This window comes from Modicisalibacter sp. 'Wilcox', from assembly GCF_010993675.1.
GTDB classification, from domain to species: domain Bacteria; phylum Pseudomonadota; class Gammaproteobacteria; order Pseudomonadales; family Halomonadaceae; genus Modicisalibacter; species Modicisalibacter tunisiensis.
This window is the reverse complement of the sequence record NZ_WNXF01000004.1, coordinates 65,956-84,325: the sequence shown is the minus strand read 5'-3', so window position 1 is coordinate 84,325 and position 18,370 is coordinate 65,956. Positions and strand designations below refer to the sequence as shown.

13 protein-coding genes are annotated in these 18,370 nt (G+C 67.9%); 9 read left to right on the top strand and 4 right to left on the bottom strand.

Going from position 1 to position 18,370, the window contains the following annotated elements:
• Window positions 1-93 precede the first annotated feature (93 nt).
• From G7A98_RS05075 to G7A98_RS05060, 4 genes are all read left to right on the top strand, one after another.
• On the top strand, window positions 94-1,698 hold the full coding sequence (locus tag G7A98_RS05075; protein WP_163648402.1) for a solute:sodium symporter family transporter: 1,605 nt from the start codon (window positions 94-96) through the stop codon (window positions 1,696-1,698).
• Window positions 1,699-1,830: 132 nt separating this feature from the next.
• Entirely contained in the window at window positions 1,831-3,237 is a 1,407-nt protein-coding gene (locus G7A98_RS05070) for a YcjX family protein (protein WP_163648401.1), read from the top strand.
• On the top strand, window positions 3,234-4,262 hold the full coding sequence (locus G7A98_RS05065) for a TIGR01620 family protein (protein WP_163648400.1): 1,029 nt from the start codon (window positions 3,234-3,236) through the stop codon (window positions 4,260-4,262). Before G7A98_RS05070 ends, G7A98_RS05065 begins: the two co-directional genes overlap by 4 nt.
• A 104-nt stretch (window positions 4,263-4,366) precedes the next feature.
• Entirely contained in the window at window positions 4,367-4,807 is a 441-nt protein-coding gene (locus tag G7A98_RS05060; RefSeq protein ID WP_163648399.1) for a universal stress protein, read from the top strand.
• A 187-nt stretch (window positions 4,808-4,994) separates the two neighbouring features.
• Here G7A98_RS05060 and G7A98_RS05055 read toward each other — a convergent pair whose 3' ends face one another.
• The 4 genes from G7A98_RS05055 to G7A98_RS05040 are packed head-to-tail and all read right to left on the bottom strand — an operon-like array spanning window position 4,995 to window position 10,232.
• Window positions 4,995-5,225: a formate dehydrogenase subunit delta gene (locus G7A98_RS05055; protein WP_163648398.1), complete on the bottom strand. Its 231-nt coding sequence runs from the start codon at window positions 5,223-5,225 to the stop codon at window positions 4,995-4,997.
• A 35-nt stretch (window positions 5,226-5,260) separates the two neighbouring features.
• On the bottom strand, window positions 5,261-8,164 hold the full coding sequence (gene fdhF, locus G7A98_RS05050) for a formate dehydrogenase subunit alpha (protein WP_163648397.1): 2,904 nt from the start codon (window positions 8,162-8,164) through the stop codon (window positions 5,261-5,263).
• Window positions 8,161-9,726 (bottom strand): formate dehydrogenase beta subunit, encoded by a 1,566-nt coding sequence (locus G7A98_RS05045; RefSeq protein WP_163648396.1) that lies wholly within the window; start codon window positions 9,724-9,726, stop codon window positions 8,161-8,163. Before G7A98_RS05045 ends, fdhF begins: the two co-directional genes overlap by 4 nt.
• Window positions 9,726-10,232 carry a formate dehydrogenase subunit gamma gene (locus tag G7A98_RS05040; protein WP_224421536.1) on the bottom strand — a complete coding sequence of 169 codons (507 nt, stop codon included), beginning with the start codon at window positions 10,230-10,232 and terminating at the stop codon, window positions 9,726-9,728. Before G7A98_RS05040 ends, G7A98_RS05045 begins: the two co-directional genes overlap by 1 nt.
• 372 nt (window positions 10,233-10,604) lie before the next feature.
• On the opposite strand from G7A98_RS05040, the gene G7A98_RS05035 reads away from it, so the two are divergent.
• From G7A98_RS05035 to siaB, 5 genes are all read left to right on the top strand, one after another.
• Window positions 10,605-11,234 (top strand): SDR family oxidoreductase, encoded by a 630-nt coding sequence (locus G7A98_RS05035; protein WP_163648394.1) that lies wholly within the window; start codon window positions 10,605-10,607, stop codon window positions 11,232-11,234.
• Between the two features lie 101 nt (window positions 11,235-11,335).
• Window positions 11,336-13,276 carry an exoribonuclease II gene (locus G7A98_RS05030; protein WP_163648393.1) on the top strand — a complete coding sequence of 647 codons (1,941 nt, stop codon included), beginning with the start codon at window positions 11,336-11,338 and terminating at the stop codon, window positions 13,274-13,276.
• A gap of 355 nt (window positions 13,277-13,631) precedes the next feature.
• Entirely contained in the window at window positions 13,632-15,500 is a 1,869-nt protein-coding gene (locus G7A98_RS05025; RefSeq protein WP_163648392.1) for a cellulose binding domain-containing protein, read from the top strand.
• 238 nt (window positions 15,501-15,738) lie between these two features.
• Entirely contained in the window at window positions 15,739-17,823 is a 2,085-nt protein-coding gene (gene siaA, locus G7A98_RS05020; RefSeq protein ID WP_163648391.1) for a biofilm regulation protein phosphatase SiaA, read from the top strand.
• A 10-nt stretch (window positions 17,824-17,833) separates the two neighbouring features.
• Window positions 17,834-18,367: a biofilm regulation protein kinase SiaB gene (gene siaB, locus G7A98_RS05015; RefSeq protein WP_163648390.1), complete on the top strand. Its 534-nt coding sequence runs from the start codon at window positions 17,834-17,836 to the stop codon at window positions 18,365-18,367.
• Window positions 18,368-18,370 lie beyond the last annotated feature (3 nt).

Here is an 18,370-nt window from a genome sequence, read left to right as displayed (position 1 = left end):
CTTTCGCCTCGCCGTGAGACGCAGCGGAGCCTGCTCAAGCCGATACAGCCACCCGGCTGCATCGACAAGCCACTCAAGGATTCTCGACCCCCTATGCACGCCCTGACCCTGATCTCGTTCCTCTTCTTCACGGGACTGGTGGCCTTCATCACCTGGCGCATCACTCGCCGCGATGACCATCACAGTACCCGAGGCTACTTTCTCGCCGGCCGCAGCCTGACCTTCCCGCTGATCGCCGGCTCGCTGCTGATGACCAACCTCTCCACCGAGCAGATGGTCGGCCTGAACGGCAGCGCCTTCACCGATGGCCTGAGCGTGATGGCCTGGGAAGTGGTCGCGGTGGTGGCGCTGGTCGCCCTGGCCCTGTTCTTCCTGCCGCGCTTCCTGCGCAGCGGCATCGCCACCGTGCCGCAGCTGCTGGAGATCCGCTTCGACGCCGGCACCCAGCTGATCTGCAACATCATCTTCCTGCTCGCCTATGCGGTGATCCTGCTGCCGATCATTCTCTACTCCGGCGCCGTGGGCCTGCAGGGCATGCTCGACCTGCCCGGGCTGACCGGCATCGAGTCCAGCACCACGCTGCTGTGGGGCACCGTCTGGGTGGTCGGCCTGATCGGCTCGATCTACGCGCTGTTCGGCGGTCTGCGTACCGTGGCGGTCTCCGACACCCTCAACGGCATCGGCCTGCTGATCGGCGGCTTCGTGGTGGTCTACTTCGGCCTGCAGGCCGTGGGCGACGGCCACGGCGTGGCGGCCGGCTGGGAAGCGCTCAAGCAGCAGAGCCCCGACAAGCTCAACTCGATCGGCGGTGCCGACCAGCAGGTGCCCTTCGCCACCCTGTTCACCGGGGTCTTTTTGATCAACCTGTTCTACTGGACCACCAACCAGCAGATCATCCAGCGGACCTTTGCCGCCAAGACCCTGGCCGAAGGCCAGAAGGGCGTGCTGCTCACCGGTCTGCTCAAGCTGCTCGGCCCGCTCTACCTGGTGGTCCCGGGGATCATCGCCTACAACCTCTACGCGGGTGACGGCATCCGCGCCGACCAGGCCTACGGGCATCTGGTGTTCAACGTGCTGCCCCCCTACCTGACCGGCTTCTTCGCCGCGGTGATGGTCGGCGCCATCCTCTCCTCGTTCAACTCGGCGCTCAACAGCACCACCACCCTGTTCAGCCTGGGGCTGTACAAGGCGGTGATCAACAAGAACGCCACCGAGGAGCAGGTCGTCAACTCGGGCAAGATCTTCGGCTGGGTGATGGCCTTCGCCTCGATGACCATCGCACCGATGCTCGCCGGGCAGGAGAGCCTGTTCGGCTACCTGCAGAAGATGAACGCCCTGTACTTCATCCCCATCCTCGCGGTGGTACTGGTCGGCCTGCTGACTCGGCGCGTGCCCGCGATCGCCGCCAAGATCGCGCTGATCGGCGGCTGCGTGGTGATCGCCGCCGGCTACTTCCTGCCGCCGTTCAACGGCATCCTCGATGTCCTCAACCAGTATCACTTCGTCGCCGCCGTGTTCGTGATCCTGGTGCTCGGCATGCTGCTGATCGGCAAGCTCATGCCGCGCGAGACCGAGTGGGTGCACGAGGACAGCGGCCAGGTCGACCTGACGCCGTGGAAGGGCGCCGTTCCCGCCGGGATCGTGCTGATCGTGCTGGTCATCGCGATCTACGCCTCGTTCGCCGGCGGCGTTTCCTGAACGCCCCGCCCGCGACACGCCCTCGACGACCCCGCCCCTTCGGCGGGGTCGTTGCATTCCGGGCCTCATGACTTGCCACGCCCGCCAATCGCCCGCAGATTAAGGGCTGAATTTCCGGCGGACCCGTTCATCATGCGCCAGACCCTGGCACGCGAAGTCACCAATCTGCTCGAACGCGGGCGCGACCGTCAGCTGCGCCTGGCGGTCACCGGCCTGTCCCGGGCCGGCAAGACGGCCTTCCTCACCTCGCTGGTGAACCAGCTGCGTCATGCCGGGCTCGAGGCACGCCTCGACCTGATGGCCTGTGCCCGGGAGGGGCGCCTGCTGGGCGCCCGACGTGTCGCCCAGCAGGATCTCGCCGTGCCGCGCTTTCCCTACGACGAGGCCATGGCGGCGCTCGACGAGACGCCGCCGCGCTGGCCCGACCCGACCCGCGGCATCAGCGAGCTGCGCCTGCAGATCCGCTACCGCCCGGGTCGTCACGGCCTGCTCGGCATGGTGGCGGCCGACAGCGCCACCCTGACCCTGGATCTGTTCGACTATCCCGGCGAGTGGCTGCTCGACCTGCCGCTGCTCGAGCACGACTTTCTCAGCTGGAGCGAGCGTCAACAGGCGGCCCTGACCCCGGCACGCCGCGAGCTGGCCGCCGACTGGCTGGAGGCCGTCGCCGACCTGACACCCGATGCCGCGGCCGACGAAGCCGAGCTGGCAGCCATCGCCGAGCGCTATGCCGCTACCCTGCGGGCCGCTCGTGAAGCGGGCTTCGCCGATCTGCAGCCGGGCCGCTTCCTGCTGCCGGGCGACCTGGCCGGGGCGCCGGTACTGCAGTTCTTCCCCCTGCCCGGCATCGGCGAGGCCGACCGTCAGGCCCTGGAGGCACTGCCCGAGGACAGCGTTTACCACACCCTGTCGCGGCGCTTCGCCCACTACCAGCAGCATGTGGTCAAGCCCTTCTATCGCGAGCATTTCCGGCGCTTCGACCGCCAGATCGTGCTGGTGGACGTGCTGGGCGCCCTCAACGCCGGCCCCGAGCGCTTCGAGGACCTGTCCCGTGCCCTGGCGACGCTGATGCGCAGCTTTCATTACGGCAAGCGCAGCCTGGTGTCGCGGCTCTTCGCGCCGCGCATCGACCGCCTGGCCATCGCCGCCACCAAGGCCGATCACGTGACCCCGGAGCAACATACCAACCTGGTCACCCTGCTCGAGGCACTGCTCGCCGAGCCGATCCAGGACCTGCGCTTCGCGGACATTCCGGTCAAGGCGCTGTCGCTGGCCTCGATTCGCGCCACGCAATCCCGGGAGGTGGAGCGCCAGGGCCGGCGCTTCCCGGCCCTGCGCGGCACCACCCAGGCCGGCGAGGAAGCCCTGCTGTTTCCGGGCGAGGTCCCCGCCCAGATTCCCGAGGCCGACTTCTGGCAGCGCCAGGGCTTCACCTTCGACCATTTCCGGCCGCTGCCGCGTGACGCACGCGGCGATGCCCTGCCCCACATCCGCCTCGACGCGGCCCTCGACTGGCTGATCGGAGACAAGCTCGCATGACCTCTCCCCGCCCCCGTCAACGCTTCTCGCTGGACGATGCCACGCCGAACCCGGCCGATCCGCGCCCGGCCGAACACTATCCGCTGGATGTCACCAGCCACACCCGCGAGGAGGCGGACGACGACCCCCGTGCCCCGGGGCTGGACACCGCGCTTGCCCGGCCGCGCAAGCGCCGCTGGGGGCTGTTGACCCTGCTCGGCGGCAGCCTGGCGCTGGGGGCCGCCGAGGCCGGACGCACGCTCTACGAGGCCACGCTGGGCGGCGATTTGATGAGTGGCGCCTGGAGCGCCCTGCTGCTGCTGGCCCTGGGGCTGGGCGGATCGGCCCTGGCCCGCGAGCTGTGGCGCCTGCGCCGGCTGCGCCGCCATGCCGTACTGCGCGAGCAGCTTGACGCCCTGCCCGAGGCCTCGGCCGGCCAGGCCGGTCGGCTGGCGGAACGCCTGCGCGAGCAACTGCAGCTGGACCGGGACGACCCGCACTGGCAGGCCTTCTGCGCCGCCCATCAGCCCCACCACGACGGCGCGGAGACACGCACCCTGCTCGCCCATCACCTGCTCGCCCCGCGCGACCGCGAGGCCCGTCGCCTGATCTCGCGCATGTCCGGCGACACGGCGGTGATGGTGGCCGTCAGCCCCATGACCCTGGTCGACATGTTGCTGGTCGCCTGGCGCAACCTGGCGATGCTCGAGCGCATCACCACGCTCTACGGCCTGGAACTCGGCTACGCCAGCCGCCTGCGCCTGTTCCGCCAGGTACTGGCCAACCTGGCCTTCGCCGGCGTCACCGAGATCGCCAGCGAGGCCAGCATGGAGCTGTTCTCGATGAACCTGGCCAGCAAGCTCTCCACCCGGGCCGGCCAGGGGCTGGGCATCGGCCTGCTGTCGGCCCGGCTGGGGCTGCGCGCCATGCGCCTGACCCGCCCGCTGCCCTTCGACGACACCGACAATCCGCGGCTGGGCGACCTGCGCCACGAGCTCTGGCAGCGGGTGAGGCGCCTGGAGGAGTCGGCCACGCCGCCGCGCTGATTTGCCCTCGGCACCCGTCGCCTTGACCCCGGTCAAGCACCGCCCTCGGCATTCATGGCTAGACTGGGTGAAAGTCTCGTTCACGACACGATCCGGGGGATGACATGCTCAAGACGATTCTGGTACCCGTCGACGGCTCGGAAGCGGCCAGGCTGGCGCTGGAGATGGCCTGCAAGATTGCCCGGGCCGACCAGGCCAGGGTGCATGTGCTGCATGTGCCGGAACAGCTCGCCCATGACACCCTGCTGGTGTGGGGGGTCGGCGCGGCACGCATGGAAGCCTCCGAGGCGGAGGTCGAGCAGGCTGGCCACGAGATGCTCGAGGCCGCCCTCCAGGCCGTTCGCGAACACGGCATCACCGATGTCGACGGCAAGGTCCGCCAGGGCGACCCGGCCCGGGTGATTCTCGACGAGGCACAACGCACCAAGCCCGACATGATCGTCATGGGCAGTCGCGGGCTCAGCGACATTCGCGGGCTGGTGGTCGGCAGCGTCTCCCACAAGGTGTCACACGCCGCGCCCTGCCACGTCGTCACCGTTCACTGACGCCGACACGTCTCCCCTCGCCGATGCCCGCCCGGGCATCGGCTCGCCTTCACGAGGCTTCGGATCGGAATAACGCGCGTTTGCCGCGGTCGAGTGCGAACCACGGGCGGGCACAGGGCCGCCTGCCCGATAACGCTGCCGGGCAGGCGGTTGCCGGAAGTCCGCGCCGGAATCCGGCGCCGCGTCTTCAGCTCGCCTGACGCAGGCGCTTGAGGTCCGCCACGGCCTCGCGCGCCACCGGCGACAGTTCCGAACCGTCGCTGTCCAGGTAGTCGATGATCTGGGCCTTCATGCTGCGCGCCCAGAACTTCTGGAGATGCGTGGTCACCCGCTGTGCCGCCGTCGCCTGGTCACCGTGCTGGTTGGCGGCGATCTGGTTGACCATATGGATCAGGTGCTGCAACTGCTGATCGCTCATCGGCGTTCTCCGGCTGACAGGATTTCCATGGGGGGTCACTTGGCCACGACATCGGACACCTCGGCGGAGCGGCCGAGATAGCTGCGCTGACGCGCGTCGAACTGGCGGAAGTGCCGCTGCCACTCGGACGGCTGCGTCACCTTTTCCACCTGCACCGCGGTGACCTTGTACTCCGGACAGTTGGTGGCCCAGTCGGAGCTGTCGGTGGTGATCACATTGGCGCCGCTGCCGGGATGGTGGAAGGTGGTGTAGACCACGCCCGGCTGCATGCGATCGCTGATCCGGCAGCGCAGCACCGTCTGACCCACGCGGCTGGAGACGCCCAGCCAGTCACCGTCACGGATGCCTCGCACCTCGGCGTCGCTGGGATGGATCTCCAGCACGTCCTCCTCGTGCCAGCGGCTGTTGTCGGTGCGCCGCGTCTGGGCGCCGACGTTGTACTGGCTGAGGATGCGCCCGGTGGTCAGCAGCAGCGGATACCGGCGGTTGCTGCGCTCCTCGGTGGCCACGTACTCGGTGATCGCGAAATGCCCCTTGCCGATGGGGAACGCCTCTTCGTGCATGGTCGGCGTGCCGTCGGGATGCTCGGCGTTGCACGGCCACTGGATGCTGCCCAGCTCCTCGAGCCGGTCGTAGCTGACCCCGGTGAAGGTGGGCGTCAACCGGGCGATCTCGTCCATGATCTCGGACGGATGGCGGTAGTGCATCGGGTAGCCCAGGGCGTTGGCCAGGTCCTGGGTGACTTCCCAGTCCTCCTTGCCGGCGATCGGCGCCATCACCTTGCGCACGCGGTTGATGCGACGCTCGGCGTTGGTGAAGGTGCCGTTCTTCTCCAGGAAGGTGGAGCCCGGCAGCAGCACATGGGCGTACTTGGCGGTCTCGTTGAGGAAGATGTCCTGCACGATCAGGCAGTCCAGCGAGGTCAGCGCATCCTCCACGTGCCGGGTGTTGGGGTCCGACTGGGCGATGTCCTCGCCCTGGACGTACAGCCCCCTGAAGGTGCCGGCGATGGCGGCATCGAACATGTTGGGAATGCGCAGCCCCGGCTCGTCGTCCAGCGTCGTCTGCCAGAGGCTCTCGAAGCGCTCGCGCACCCCGGCATCGGCCACGTGCTGATAGCCCGGCAGCTCGTGGGGGAAGGAGCCCATGTCGCAGGAGCCCTGGACATTGTTCTGGCCGCGCAGCGGATTGACGCCGACGCCCTCGCGGCCGAGATTGCCGGTGGCCATGGCCAGGTTGGCGATACCCATGACCATGGTTGACCCCTGGCTGTGCTCGGTCACGCCCAGACCATAGTAGATCGCCGCATTGCCGGCGCCGGCGTAGGCCCGCGCGGCCTCGCGGACCCGTTCAGCAGGTACACCGATTTCCGCCTCCCGGGCTTCCGGCGAGTGCTGCGTATCACGGATGAAGTCGCGCCAGGCCCGATAGGCTTCGGGCTCGCAGCGACGCTCGATGAAGTGATGGTCCTCCAGCCCCTCGGTGACCACGACGTGGGCCAGCGCATTGACCAGCGCCACGTTGGTCCCGGGCTTCAGCGGCAGGTGCAGACTGCGGCCGCCATGCGGCGTTTCCAGCAGGTCGATTCGGCGCGGGTCGGCGACGATCAGCGTGGCGCCCTCGCGCAGCCGACGACGCATCTGCGAGCCGAATACCGGATGGGCGTCGGTCGGGTTGGCGCCGATGACCAGGATGGTGTCCGCCTTCATCACCGAGTCGAAGGTCTGGGTGCCGGCGGACTCGCCGAGCGTGGTCTTCAGCCCGTAGCCCGTGGGGGAATGACAGACGCGGGCGCAGGTGTCGGTGTTGTTGTTGCCGAAACCGGCGCGCACCAGCTTCTGCACCAGATAGGTTTCCTCGTTGGTGCAGCGCGACGAGGTGATGCCGCCGATGCTCTCGCGACCATGGCGGGCCTGGGTGGCCTTGAGCCGCTCGGCGGCGAAGGCGATGGCCTCCTCCCAGGACACCGCACGCCACGGGGACTCGATCGACTCCCGGATCATCGGCTCGCGGATCCGGTCGGGATGCTCGGCATAGCCGAAGGCGAAGCGCCCCTTCACGCAGGAGTGACCATGATTGGCGTCGCCACCCTTGTAGGGCACCATCCGCACCACCTTGTCGCCCTTCATCTCGGCCTTGAACGAGCACCCCACGCCACAGTAGGCACAGGTGGTGATCACGCTGTGTTCGGGCACGCCCTGGTCGATGACGCTCTTTTCCATCAGCGTGGCGGTGGGGCACGCCTGGACACAGGCACCGCAGGATACGCACTCGGAATCCATGAACGGTTCGTCCTGTCCGGCCGCGACCTTGGAGTCGAAGCCCCGGCCGTTGATGGTCAGGGCAAAGGTGCCCTGAACCTCCTCGCAGGCACGCACGCAGCGCGAGCAGACGATGCACTTGCTGGGGTCGAAGCTGAAGTAGGGATTGGAGGTGTCCGTCTCGGCGTCCAGGTGGTTTTTTCCCTCGAAACCGTAGCGCACCTCCCGCAGCCCGACGGCGCCGGCCATGTCCTGCAGCTCGCAGTCCCCGTTGGCCGAGCAGGTCAGGCAGTCCAGCGGATGATCGGAGATGTAGAGCTCCATGACGTTGCGGCGCAGCCTGGCCAGCTTGTCGGTCTGCGTATGGACGGCCATGCCCTCGGTCACCGGCGTGGTACAGGAAGCCGGATAGCCGCGCCGCCCCTCGATTTCCACCGCACACAGCCGGCAGGAGCCGAAAGCCTCGAGATTGTCGCTGGCACACAGTTTGGGAACGGTGACACCCGCCAGGGCGGCCGCCCGCATCACCGACGTGCCTTCCGGAACGCTGATTTCCATGCCGTCGATGGTCAGGGCGACGGCGGTGGCGGAAAGCCGCGCCGGCGTGCCCAGATCCCGCTCGACTGAGACACGATCAGGATCGAGAGCGGTCTGGCGCGGGTCGAAGTAGTTGATCATTGCTGGCCTCCTCCGGCCAGGCCTGGCCGGGGTTGCAGGTCGTCCGGGAAATGCTGCATGACGCTCTGTACCGGGAAGGGAGTCATCCCGCCCATGGCGCACAGCGAGCCGTCCACCATGGTGTCGCAGAGATCGGCAAGGAGTTCGAGGTTGGCGTCGCTGTCGGTGCCCGCACGAATACGATCGATCACCTCCACGCCACGTACCGCGCCGATCCGACAGGGGGTGCACTTGCCGCAGGACTCGACGCTGCAGAACTCCATGGCGAAGCGCGCCTGCTCGCCCATGTTCACGGTATCGTCGAACATCACCACGCCGCCGTGCCCCACCACGCCGCCGAACGCCGCGAAGCCTTCGTAATCGATGGCATTGTCCCACTGACTCTCGGGCAGATAGGCCCCCAGCGGACCGCCCACCTGCACGGCCTTGAGCGACCGCCCGCTGCGGGTACCGCCGCCGAAGTCCTCCATCAGCTCGCGCAACGTGGTGCCGAAGGCCAGCTCGACCAGCCCGCCGCGCTTGACGTTGCCCGCCAGCTGCAGCGCCACGGTTCCGCGGGACTTGCCCATGCCGTAGTCGGCATAGGCCTGCGCCCCCTGGTCGAGGATGAAGGGAACCGCGGCCAGCGAGAGCACGTTGTTGACCACGGTGGGCCGTCCGAACAGGCCCTTGATGGCGGGCAGCGGCGGCTTGGCGCGCACCATGCCGCGCTTGCCCTCGAGGCTGTCGAGCAGGGACGTCTCCTCGCCGCAGATGTAGGCCCCGGCGCCCAGGCGGACTTCCAGCTCGAAACGCTGGCCACTGCCGAGGATGTCATCGCCCAGGTAGCCCGCGGCGTAGGCACGCTGCAAGGCCTCGTTGAAGATCCGGTGCGCCACCGGGTACTCCGAACGCAGGTAAATGTAGCCCTGGGTCGCGCCGACGGCGAGCCCGGCGATAGCCATGCCCTCGATGAGCATGTAGGGGTCGCATTCCATGACCAGCCGGTCGGCGAACGTGCCGGAGTCGCCCTCGTCGGCATTGCAGACAATGTATTTCTGCCCCTGAGGCTCGTCATGGACGGTCTGCCACTTGATGCCGGTGGGGAACGCCGCCCCGCCTCGCCCGCGCAGGCCGGACGCCTTGACTTCGTCGACGACGGCCTGGGGCGTCATCTCGAGCGCCCTGGCCAGCCCCGCAAAGCCCTGATGGGCCCGGTAATCCTCGAGGGACAGCGGATCGGTCACGCCGATACGCGAGAAGGTCAGGCGCTGCTGCCGCTTCAGGTAGGGGATCGCCTCGGTCGGGCCCAGCGCCAGCGGATGCGTCTGGCGGCCCTCGAACAGGCCGGCTTCCACCAGCGCCTCGACATCGTCCGGCGCGACCGGGCCGTAGGCCACTCGCCCCTGATCGGTCGCCACCTCGACCATCGGTTCCAGCCAGAACAGCCCACGGGAGCCATTGCGGATCACGGTCAATGCCACCCCCTTCCGGCGCGCCGTCCGCTCGATCGTCTCGGCGACGGCATCGGCGCCCACGGCCAGGGCGGTGGTGTCACAGGGTACGTAAACGGTCACCGTCATCACTTCACCTCCACGACCGTCGTGGTGAGATCGTCCACCAGCCTGTCGAGCCTTGCCGCACTCACCCGGCCGTGGATGGTGTCATTCACGCGAATCGACGGCCCGCAGGCGCAGTTGCCCAGGCAATACACCGGCTCGAGCGTGAACGCGTTGTCGCGGGTGGTCTGATGGTAGTCGACGCCCAGTCGCGCCTTGACATGGGCTTCCAGCTGGCGAGCCCCCACCGCCTGGCAGGCCTCGGCACGACAAACCTGGATCACGTGGCTGCCCACCGGGTGGGTCCGGAAATGATGATAGAAACTGATGACCCCGTGCACCTCGGCACGGGTCTGGCGCAGGGCGTCGGCGATGATCGGCACCGCTGCATCGGGAATGTAGCCGCAGCGATCCTGAATGGCGTGAAGTATCGGCAGCATGGCGCCCGGCTGATCCTTCAGCGCATCCACCTCGCGCTGAATCGACGCCCGGGTCCAGGCCACCGGCTGGGGCGAGCCGGGTGACGTCATGGCATTGTCCTCATCGGCACGGTGATTGGCGTCCAGCATGGGAATGGCCGCTCTTGATTGTTGTCGGCCCCGGGGAGCCTGTCCTCTGGAAAATAGCACGCCGACGGCCGTCTCGGGCGCGTCCATTGACGCCGCACGGCCGGCACGCAGCACGGGCCGGATCGACGGTCCGCCGGGCGCAGCCGGTGTTCGACCAATCTGCGGCAGAATCCCGACCGGGACTTCCTTGCGCACGAACACGGCATGACCCTGCGCGACATGCCGCCATCGACTCCCCGTACCGGCCCCTTGATTCCCCGTCCTCTCGCCCGCACGTCGAGGAGACACCGGCGACCGCTGCCGGTCGCCATGCTCATCCGACAGGAGGTCGACATGAAGACACTGGTCATCGGCGCCAACGGCAAGATCGGCCGGCAGTTCTGTGAACTCGCCCGGGCCGCCGGCCACCCCGTGCGGGCGATGATTCGCGACAGCAGTCAGCAGGCCTGGTTTCGCGAGCGCGGCATCGACACGGTCATCGCCGATCTGGAAGGGCCGATCCGCCACGCCTTCTACGGCTGCGACCAGGTGGTGTTCGCCGCCGGCTCGGGACCCCACACCGGGCCCGACAAGACCCTGCTGATCGACCTGAACGGCGCCGTGCGCGCCATCGACATGGCCGTCGAGCTGGGCATCTCGCGCTTTTTGATGGTCAGCGCCATGCGCGCCGAGCGCCCGCTGGACGCCCCCGAGAAGCTGCGTCCCTACATGGCCGCCAAGCATGCCGCCGACGCCCACCTGCGGGCCGCCCGACTGCCCTACGTGATCCTCAAGCCGGGCCGGCTGACCGACGAGGCGGCAACCGGGCGCCTGGCGACCTCGCTGGAAGAAGCCGGCGACAATCGCGTCTCGCGAGCCAACGTGGCGCATGCCCTGCTGCATCTGGCCGAGGACCGCACCCGGCACCACCGTGAACACATCCTGCTCGACGGCCACCGCACGCTGGCCGACGCCCTCGCCTGAGCCACCCGCCGGGCCGCCGCCAGCCGGAACAACGATTGGCGGCGGCGGCCCGAATCCGTATAGTGGCCCTTCGTTCCCCGCCAAATCGTACCGACTCCCCCATGCTGCAGAACAACGCGCTGCTATCGCAGCTCAAGCAACAGATTCGTGAAAACACCCCGCGCGTCGAGGGCGTGATCAAGGCCACCGAGCGTGGCTTCGGTTTCCTCGAGACCGATGACGGGGACTCCTATTTCGTGCCGCCGCCCGCCATGAAGCAGGTCCTCCACGGCGACCGTGTCGAGGCAGTCCTCAAGGAGGAAGGCGACAAGAAGTCGGTCGAACCCGAGCGTCTGATCGAGCAGTCGCTGGAGCGCTTCATCGCCCGCGTGCAGAAGCGCGAGGGACGCCTGGCCGTGATCCCGGATCATCCCTCGATCAACAACGTGGTGAAGTCACGGATCAAGCGCGGCCTCGACGAGGACAGCATCGCCGACGGCGACTGGGTGGTGGCCCGCCTGGTGCGCCATCCGCTCAAGCCCGACGATCGCGGCTTCTTCGGCCAGATCGACGAGCTGATCGCCAAGTCCGACAATCCGGCGGTGCCCTGGCGCGTGACGCTGGCCCGCCATGCCCTCGAGCAGGCCTCGCCGGAAGCCGGCGACGACTGGACGCTGGCCGACGAGGGCCTGGAGCGCGAAGACCTGACCGCCTGGCCGCTGTTCACCATCGACGGGGAAAAGACCCGCGACATGGACGACGCCCTGCACGTCGAGACCCGCGAGGACGGCGGCTGGCGGCTGACGGTGGCGATCGCCGATCCCACCGCCTACGTCGCCGAGGGCCATGCCGCCGATCTCGAGGCGCAGACGCGGGCGTTCACCGTCTACCTGCCCGGACAGAACGTGACCATGCTGCCCGAGGTGCTGGCCGACGACCTGTGCTCGCTCAAGGAGGGCGCGGATCGCCCCTCGCTGGCCTGCACGCTGAACGTTGAGGCCGACGGCAGCTTGGGCGAGTATCGCTTCTTCGCCGCCACCGTGCGCTCCCACGCCCGGCTGGTCTACGACAACGTCTCGGACTGGCTCGAGGGCCAGGGCGAGTGGGCACCCGATACCGCCATTGCGCCCCAGCTCGAGGCACTGGCCAGGCTCACCGAGGCCCGCGCGGCCTGGCGGGCCGAGCACGCCCTGGTGTTCAAGGACCGGCCCGACTACGTCTTCGACCTCGACGACGCCGGCAACGTCCTGGATATTCGCATCGAGGGCCGGCGCATCGCCAATCGCATGATCGAGGAGTCGATGATCGCCGCCAACGCCTGCTGCGCCGACCTGCTGTCGACGCATATCGGCCACGGCATCTTCAACGTGCACCGTGCCTTCGAGCCGGAAAAGGCCGATGCCGCCCTGGAGTTCCTGGCCGGCCAGCAGATCGAGGTGGAGCGCGAGACCCTCACCGAGCTGCCGCGCTACCGCGAGCTCAAGCGGGAGCTGGAAGGTCGCGACGATGCCTGGCTGGATGCCCGCCTGCGCCGCTTTCAGGGCTACACCAGCATGTCCGCCCAGCCGGGGCCGCACTTCGGCCTGGGCCTGCCGGCCTACGCCACCTGGACCTCGCCGATCCGCAAGTATGGCGACATGGTCAACCATCGCCTGATCAAGCGCGTGCTCAAGGGCGAGCAGGCCCCGGCGGAGGCCAGCGCCGCCCTCACCGAGCAGCTCACCGAGCGTCGTCGCCTCAACCGCATGGCCGAGCGCGACGTGAAGGACTGGCTGTACGTGCGCTTCTTGACACCCGCCGCCCAAGCCCAGCAGGACTTCGAAGCCGAGGTCGTGGCCATCAACCGCGGCGGCATGCGCGTGCGCCTCACCGCCAACGGCGCCACCGCCTTCGTGCCGGCCCCGTTGATTCACAACGACCGCGACAAGGTCGTCATCGACGACAAGGAAGGCCGCATCCAGGTCGAGGGCGAGGAACGCTTCAAGCTCGGCGACGTGATCCGCGTCGCCCTGACCGAGGCCCGCGAGGAAACCCGCTCGCTGGTGGCGCGCCCGGCGGCCTGACGACGCCCTTCATGCCTTCCCCACGGCGGCCCATCAGGGCCGCCTTTTTTATGCGTGGAAATCGCGGCAGCATGCCGACATCTGCCGCGATCCTGACGCCCCCAACCAAGCCGTTGAGTCATATAAAACATTAAAATAATACTAAATTTTGCTCTACCCTCTTTCCCGCATGATGCCGACTGGCTACCATCCCCGCCTCGTGCTCCACGACCAGACAGGACGCCGGGACAAAAAGGAAAATACCGGTACGCAGTGTCTCACCCGGGCCTGTCACCACAACAACCAGGAGACTCTGACAGCTTCAATGGCAACGGACTCTGCCGAGAAGCCCGACCTTGCTGATTGGAGACATTGCATGAGCAGCACCATCGATATCGAGTCCGGTATCTCTGCCCACGAGCTGGAAACCCTGATCCAGGATGCCCCCGACGGGGCCACGCTGCGTTTCGCGGCGGGAGATTACACTTTCGATGATGCAATCACCCTTCGCCGCTCCGACATCTCGCTGGTCGGCGCCGGCGCCGAGCACACCACGCTCACCTTCACCGACAAGGCGCTGGACCACAACGACGACTTCGCCATCCGCCTGGACGGCGGCTATGGCCATGACGTCGGCACCCTCGACTCGCACGCCGACGAGGGGGACCGGCAAGTACGCCTGGAACAGGCCCCCGACAATCTCTCCGCCGGGGATACCGTGCGGCTCTGGCAGGACAACGACGACGCCTTCTTCGACGCCATCGGCGACAGCTCCTGGCGCAAGGTGAAGTACGCCGAACTGCGTACCAGCATGGCGCGTGTCGAATCCATCGACGGCCGGGACGTGACCCTCGATCGCGGCGTTCACTTCGACCTGGACGGCGGCAAGACCCATGTCGAGCGCATCGACACGGTCGACAACGTGTCGCTGGAGGGCTTCACCCTCGCCTTCGACCTGGGCAAGCCCGACGCCGGCGATTTCCACAACACCCGCGACGCGCTGAGCGACTATCACGCCGTGCTGCTCGACGGCACGGTCAATGCCAGCGTCGACGACATCCGGGTCGTCGACGGGCCGTCGACCGCCTTCCGCTTCTCCCGTGCCCTCGACAGCGACGTCGACAACCTCGAGGCCCACGGCAGCTTCAACAAGGGGGGCGGCGGCAACGGCTACGGCTTCGAGCTGCACGAGAGCTATGACGGCGATTTCACAGGGCTGGTCGACAGCGGCATGCGCCACGGACTGGTGTTTGCCTCCTGGCGCTCCTCGGTCGGCAACGAGATCCGCGTGGAATCCACCGATCGGGACATCAACTTCCACGGCGGTCGCGATCACGACAACCGCGTGCATGTCGAACAGTCGATCCGCAATCCCGATGCCGATACCCTCTCCCCGTCGCTGTGGATCAACGGCGGCGGCGAGAGCTTCGGCGCCATCACCGACGCCGACGACAATCAGGTCCGCTTCGAGTACGCGGTCGGCTCGCGACGTGACGACCATATCGAGGGGACCGACGACGGCGTCTATCTCGACGGCGGACTGGGCCACGATACCCTGATCGGCGGCGACGGCGACGACATCCTGCAGGGTGGGCCTGGCGACGACTGGTACGACGGCAACGACCGCATCGACGGCGGCGACGGCCACGACACCGTGCTCTACATGGCGGACCGTGACGCCTACACGATCGACTTCGATGGCGACACGGTCAGCGTCACCGGCAAGGGCGGTACCGACACGCTCGAGCATGTCGAGCAGCTCATCTTCGCCGACGGCACCCACCTCGACGTGGCCTCCCGGGAAAGCCACCAGGGAGACGCCGCCGCGGTACCCGCCGTCGACGCCATCCTCGACCATGACGACGCCCCGCTCGACGGCGGTGATGCCGACCTGAGCCTGAGCGGCGACGTGAGCAGCGCCTGGTCGCACGGCTACGTGGCGGAGATCTTCGTCGAGAATCGTTCCGACCGGGCCATCGACACCCCCGAGCTCCGCTTCACCATGGCCGACGACATCGCCGTGGTCTGGAACGGCGACGTCGCGCGGGATGGTGACGACTACCGGGTCCACGACGACGAGCACCAGGTGCTGCAACCCGGGGAGACTTGGCGCTTCGCCTACAAGGCCTACGGTGAGACCCGCTCGGTTCCCGACTCGCCCGACGCCCAGAGCGCCGATGGCGACGACCTCGCGGTCGTGCTGACGGGCATCGACACCAGCCGCTTCGATACCCTGGCCGGCTGACCCGGTCACGGCATCAGGGCGACGGGATCGCCTCAGGACGCCCGTTCCAAGGGAGCGGGCGTCCTGTCTTCCCGGGATCGATACCCTGCCCCCTCCCACACCCGTCATTCGGAAACATGATCAAGATCAGCTCGGGTACACGAGAAAGCTCGTTAATCGGGATGGTTTGTGGCATGTTAGCCGACGGTGGCTCACCACAACGTCCTCCAAGGCCGCCACGCTCTGCAGGGACATTCACATGGCAGTTCGCTGGGGGCTGCGCGGCAAGTCGGCCATGGCCTTGCTGCTGGCCTGTCTACTCTCCTTGGTGCCCGCCGCGATCATCGGCTGGCAGGCCGTCGATGGCATCCGCCAGCATTTCGCGACCGCCTACGCCGAGAACTACACGCTGCTGCACATGCAGCGCATCCTCGCCCCGATCTCCCGGGAACTCGCCCTGGCCCAGCGTTTCGCCGACTCGCAGACCACTCGCGCCTGGCTGGCCGATGAACACGCCCCGCTCAAGCGCCGGCGCTTCTTCACCGAGGCGGAAGGCTTCCGCCACAGCTTCGCCGACCACACCTTCTTCATCGTGGTCGACGCCAGCGGCGACTACTACTTCGATACCGCCGGCGAGGCCGACCCGCGCACCCCTCGCTATCGCGTCGACGTCGACGACCCCGAGGACGCCTGGTACGTCGAGACACTGAGAAGCGGCGTGCCCTACAACATCAATGTCAACACCGACAGCAAGCTCGGCGTGGCCAAGGTCTGGATCAACGTGGTGGTGCGCGACCATGGCCGGCCGCTGGGCATCGCCGGCAGCGGATTCGACCTCAGCCGCTTCCTCGATGACTTCATCCGCGACGGGGCCAACGGCATGACGCCGATGGTCGTCACGCCCGACGGCGCCTTCCAGGCCTACCCGGACACCCAGCGCATCGCCTTCAGTTCGGGGGCCGAGGCCGGCAGCGTCGGCCGGGAACAGCGGATCCAGTCACTGATCGCCGACCCGGGACAGCGCCAGGCGCTGCGCAACACCATGCAAGCCGCCGAGCGTCATCCCGGCGAGGTACGCACCCTCCGGGCCGACCTCGAAGGCAAGCCGCGGCTGCTCTCGGCGGGCTATATCCCCGAGCTGAACTGGATGATGATCACCGCGCTCGACGTCCAGACCGCCCGGATACTCGATCCCGGCTGGCTGTGGACGCTGCTCGGTGGACTGACCCTGCTGCTGGCGCTGCTGCTGGCCGGCTGCGTATACGCCACCGACCGCCTGATCCTTCACCCCCTGCGCCGGCTGCAGCATTCGGCCCGGGCGATCGCCGGCGGCGACTACTCGCCGCAGCTCGCGGTACGCCGCGACGACGAGATCGGCGAACTCTCCCGCGCCTTCTCGCGGATGGCCGAACAGGTCGAGCGCCACACTCGGGAGCTCGAGGCCCGGGTGCGCGAGCGTACCCGCGAACTCGAGCAGGCCAACCAGGAGATGGCCCGCGCCCGACGCCAGATCGACGACTCGCTGGTGTACGCCGGAATCATCCAGCGGGCGATCCTGCCCAGTCGTCGCCTTGCCGCCGCCCTGGAGCACCAGTACGCGGTACTCTGGCGCCCGCGCGACCATGTCGGCGGCGACTTCTACCTCTTCCGCGAGAGCGAGCGCGGCTGCCTGATCGGCGTCGTCGACTGCGCCGGCCACGGCGTGCCCGGGGCCCTGATGACCATGCTCGCCCGGGCGATCATCGACCATGCCATCCTCGAGGCCGGCGCGGACGATCCCGCCGGCATCCTCGAGGCCACCGATCGCCAGACCCGCGAGAGCTTCACCCAGGAGCGCCTGCCCGACTCGATCGCCACCAACATGGACATCGGCCTGGTGTGGATCGACGCGGCGAGCACCACCCTGACCTTCGCCGGCGCCAAGATGTCCCTGTACGCCAGCGACGGCGAGCGGCTCGAGATCCTGCGCGGCGGCAAGCGGGCGATCGCCCAGAAACGGCGCATGACCCACACCAACGTGCATCGGCCGTTGCACCCGGGCTGGACCTATACCCTGTGCAGCGACGGCTTCCTCGATCAGGCCGGCGGCGAGCATGGCTTCGGCTTCGGCAACCAGCGCTTCGAGGCGATGCTCCAGGCACGAGCCAATGACCCGCTGGACGCCCAGATCGACGCCTTCGAGGCCGAACTGGAAGCCTATCGCGGTGACCTTCCCCAGCGCGACGACATCACCGTGCTGAGCTTTCGCTACCGGCCGACACCCGGGAGCGAGCCCTCGTCCCGCCGGGACGAGCCCCGTAACGAGCACCGCTCGAGTCAAGAACCCCCGGACGAGTCACCATGAGGACGATGCCATGAACCTGCTGGCCATGCGCGAGAGCTATCTGCAGCAGCGCATCATGCTGTGCTTCAACGGCCCGATATCGCGCAGCCTGATCGAGGAGATCGGCAACGCCCTGCGCAACTACATGGCCAATCAGGACACCGCGCCCTCCTCGGCGATGGACGTGTTCGCCATCTATATCGAGATGACCCAGAACATCCGCCACTACGCCGGCCTGCAGCGCTACGACGAGACCCAGGCCACCGCGACCATCGCCGTCGCCCGGGACACCGACGAGCGCTACCTGATTTCCGCCGGCAATCTCGTCGAGTGGGCCGACGGCGAGCGCCTGGTCGAGAGCATCGAGGCGCTCGCCGGGCTCGACAAGGCCGAGCTCAAGCGTGCCTACAAGCAGCAGCTGCGCCAGCCGCGCGATGGCCGGGTCAGCAGTGGCGCCGGACTCGGTATCCTCGACATGGCCCGCAAGTCCAGCCGTCCGCTCCAGACCTCGCTGGAGCGTCTGCCCGACGGGCGCGGTTTCTTCAGCCTGACAGCCACCGTATGAGAC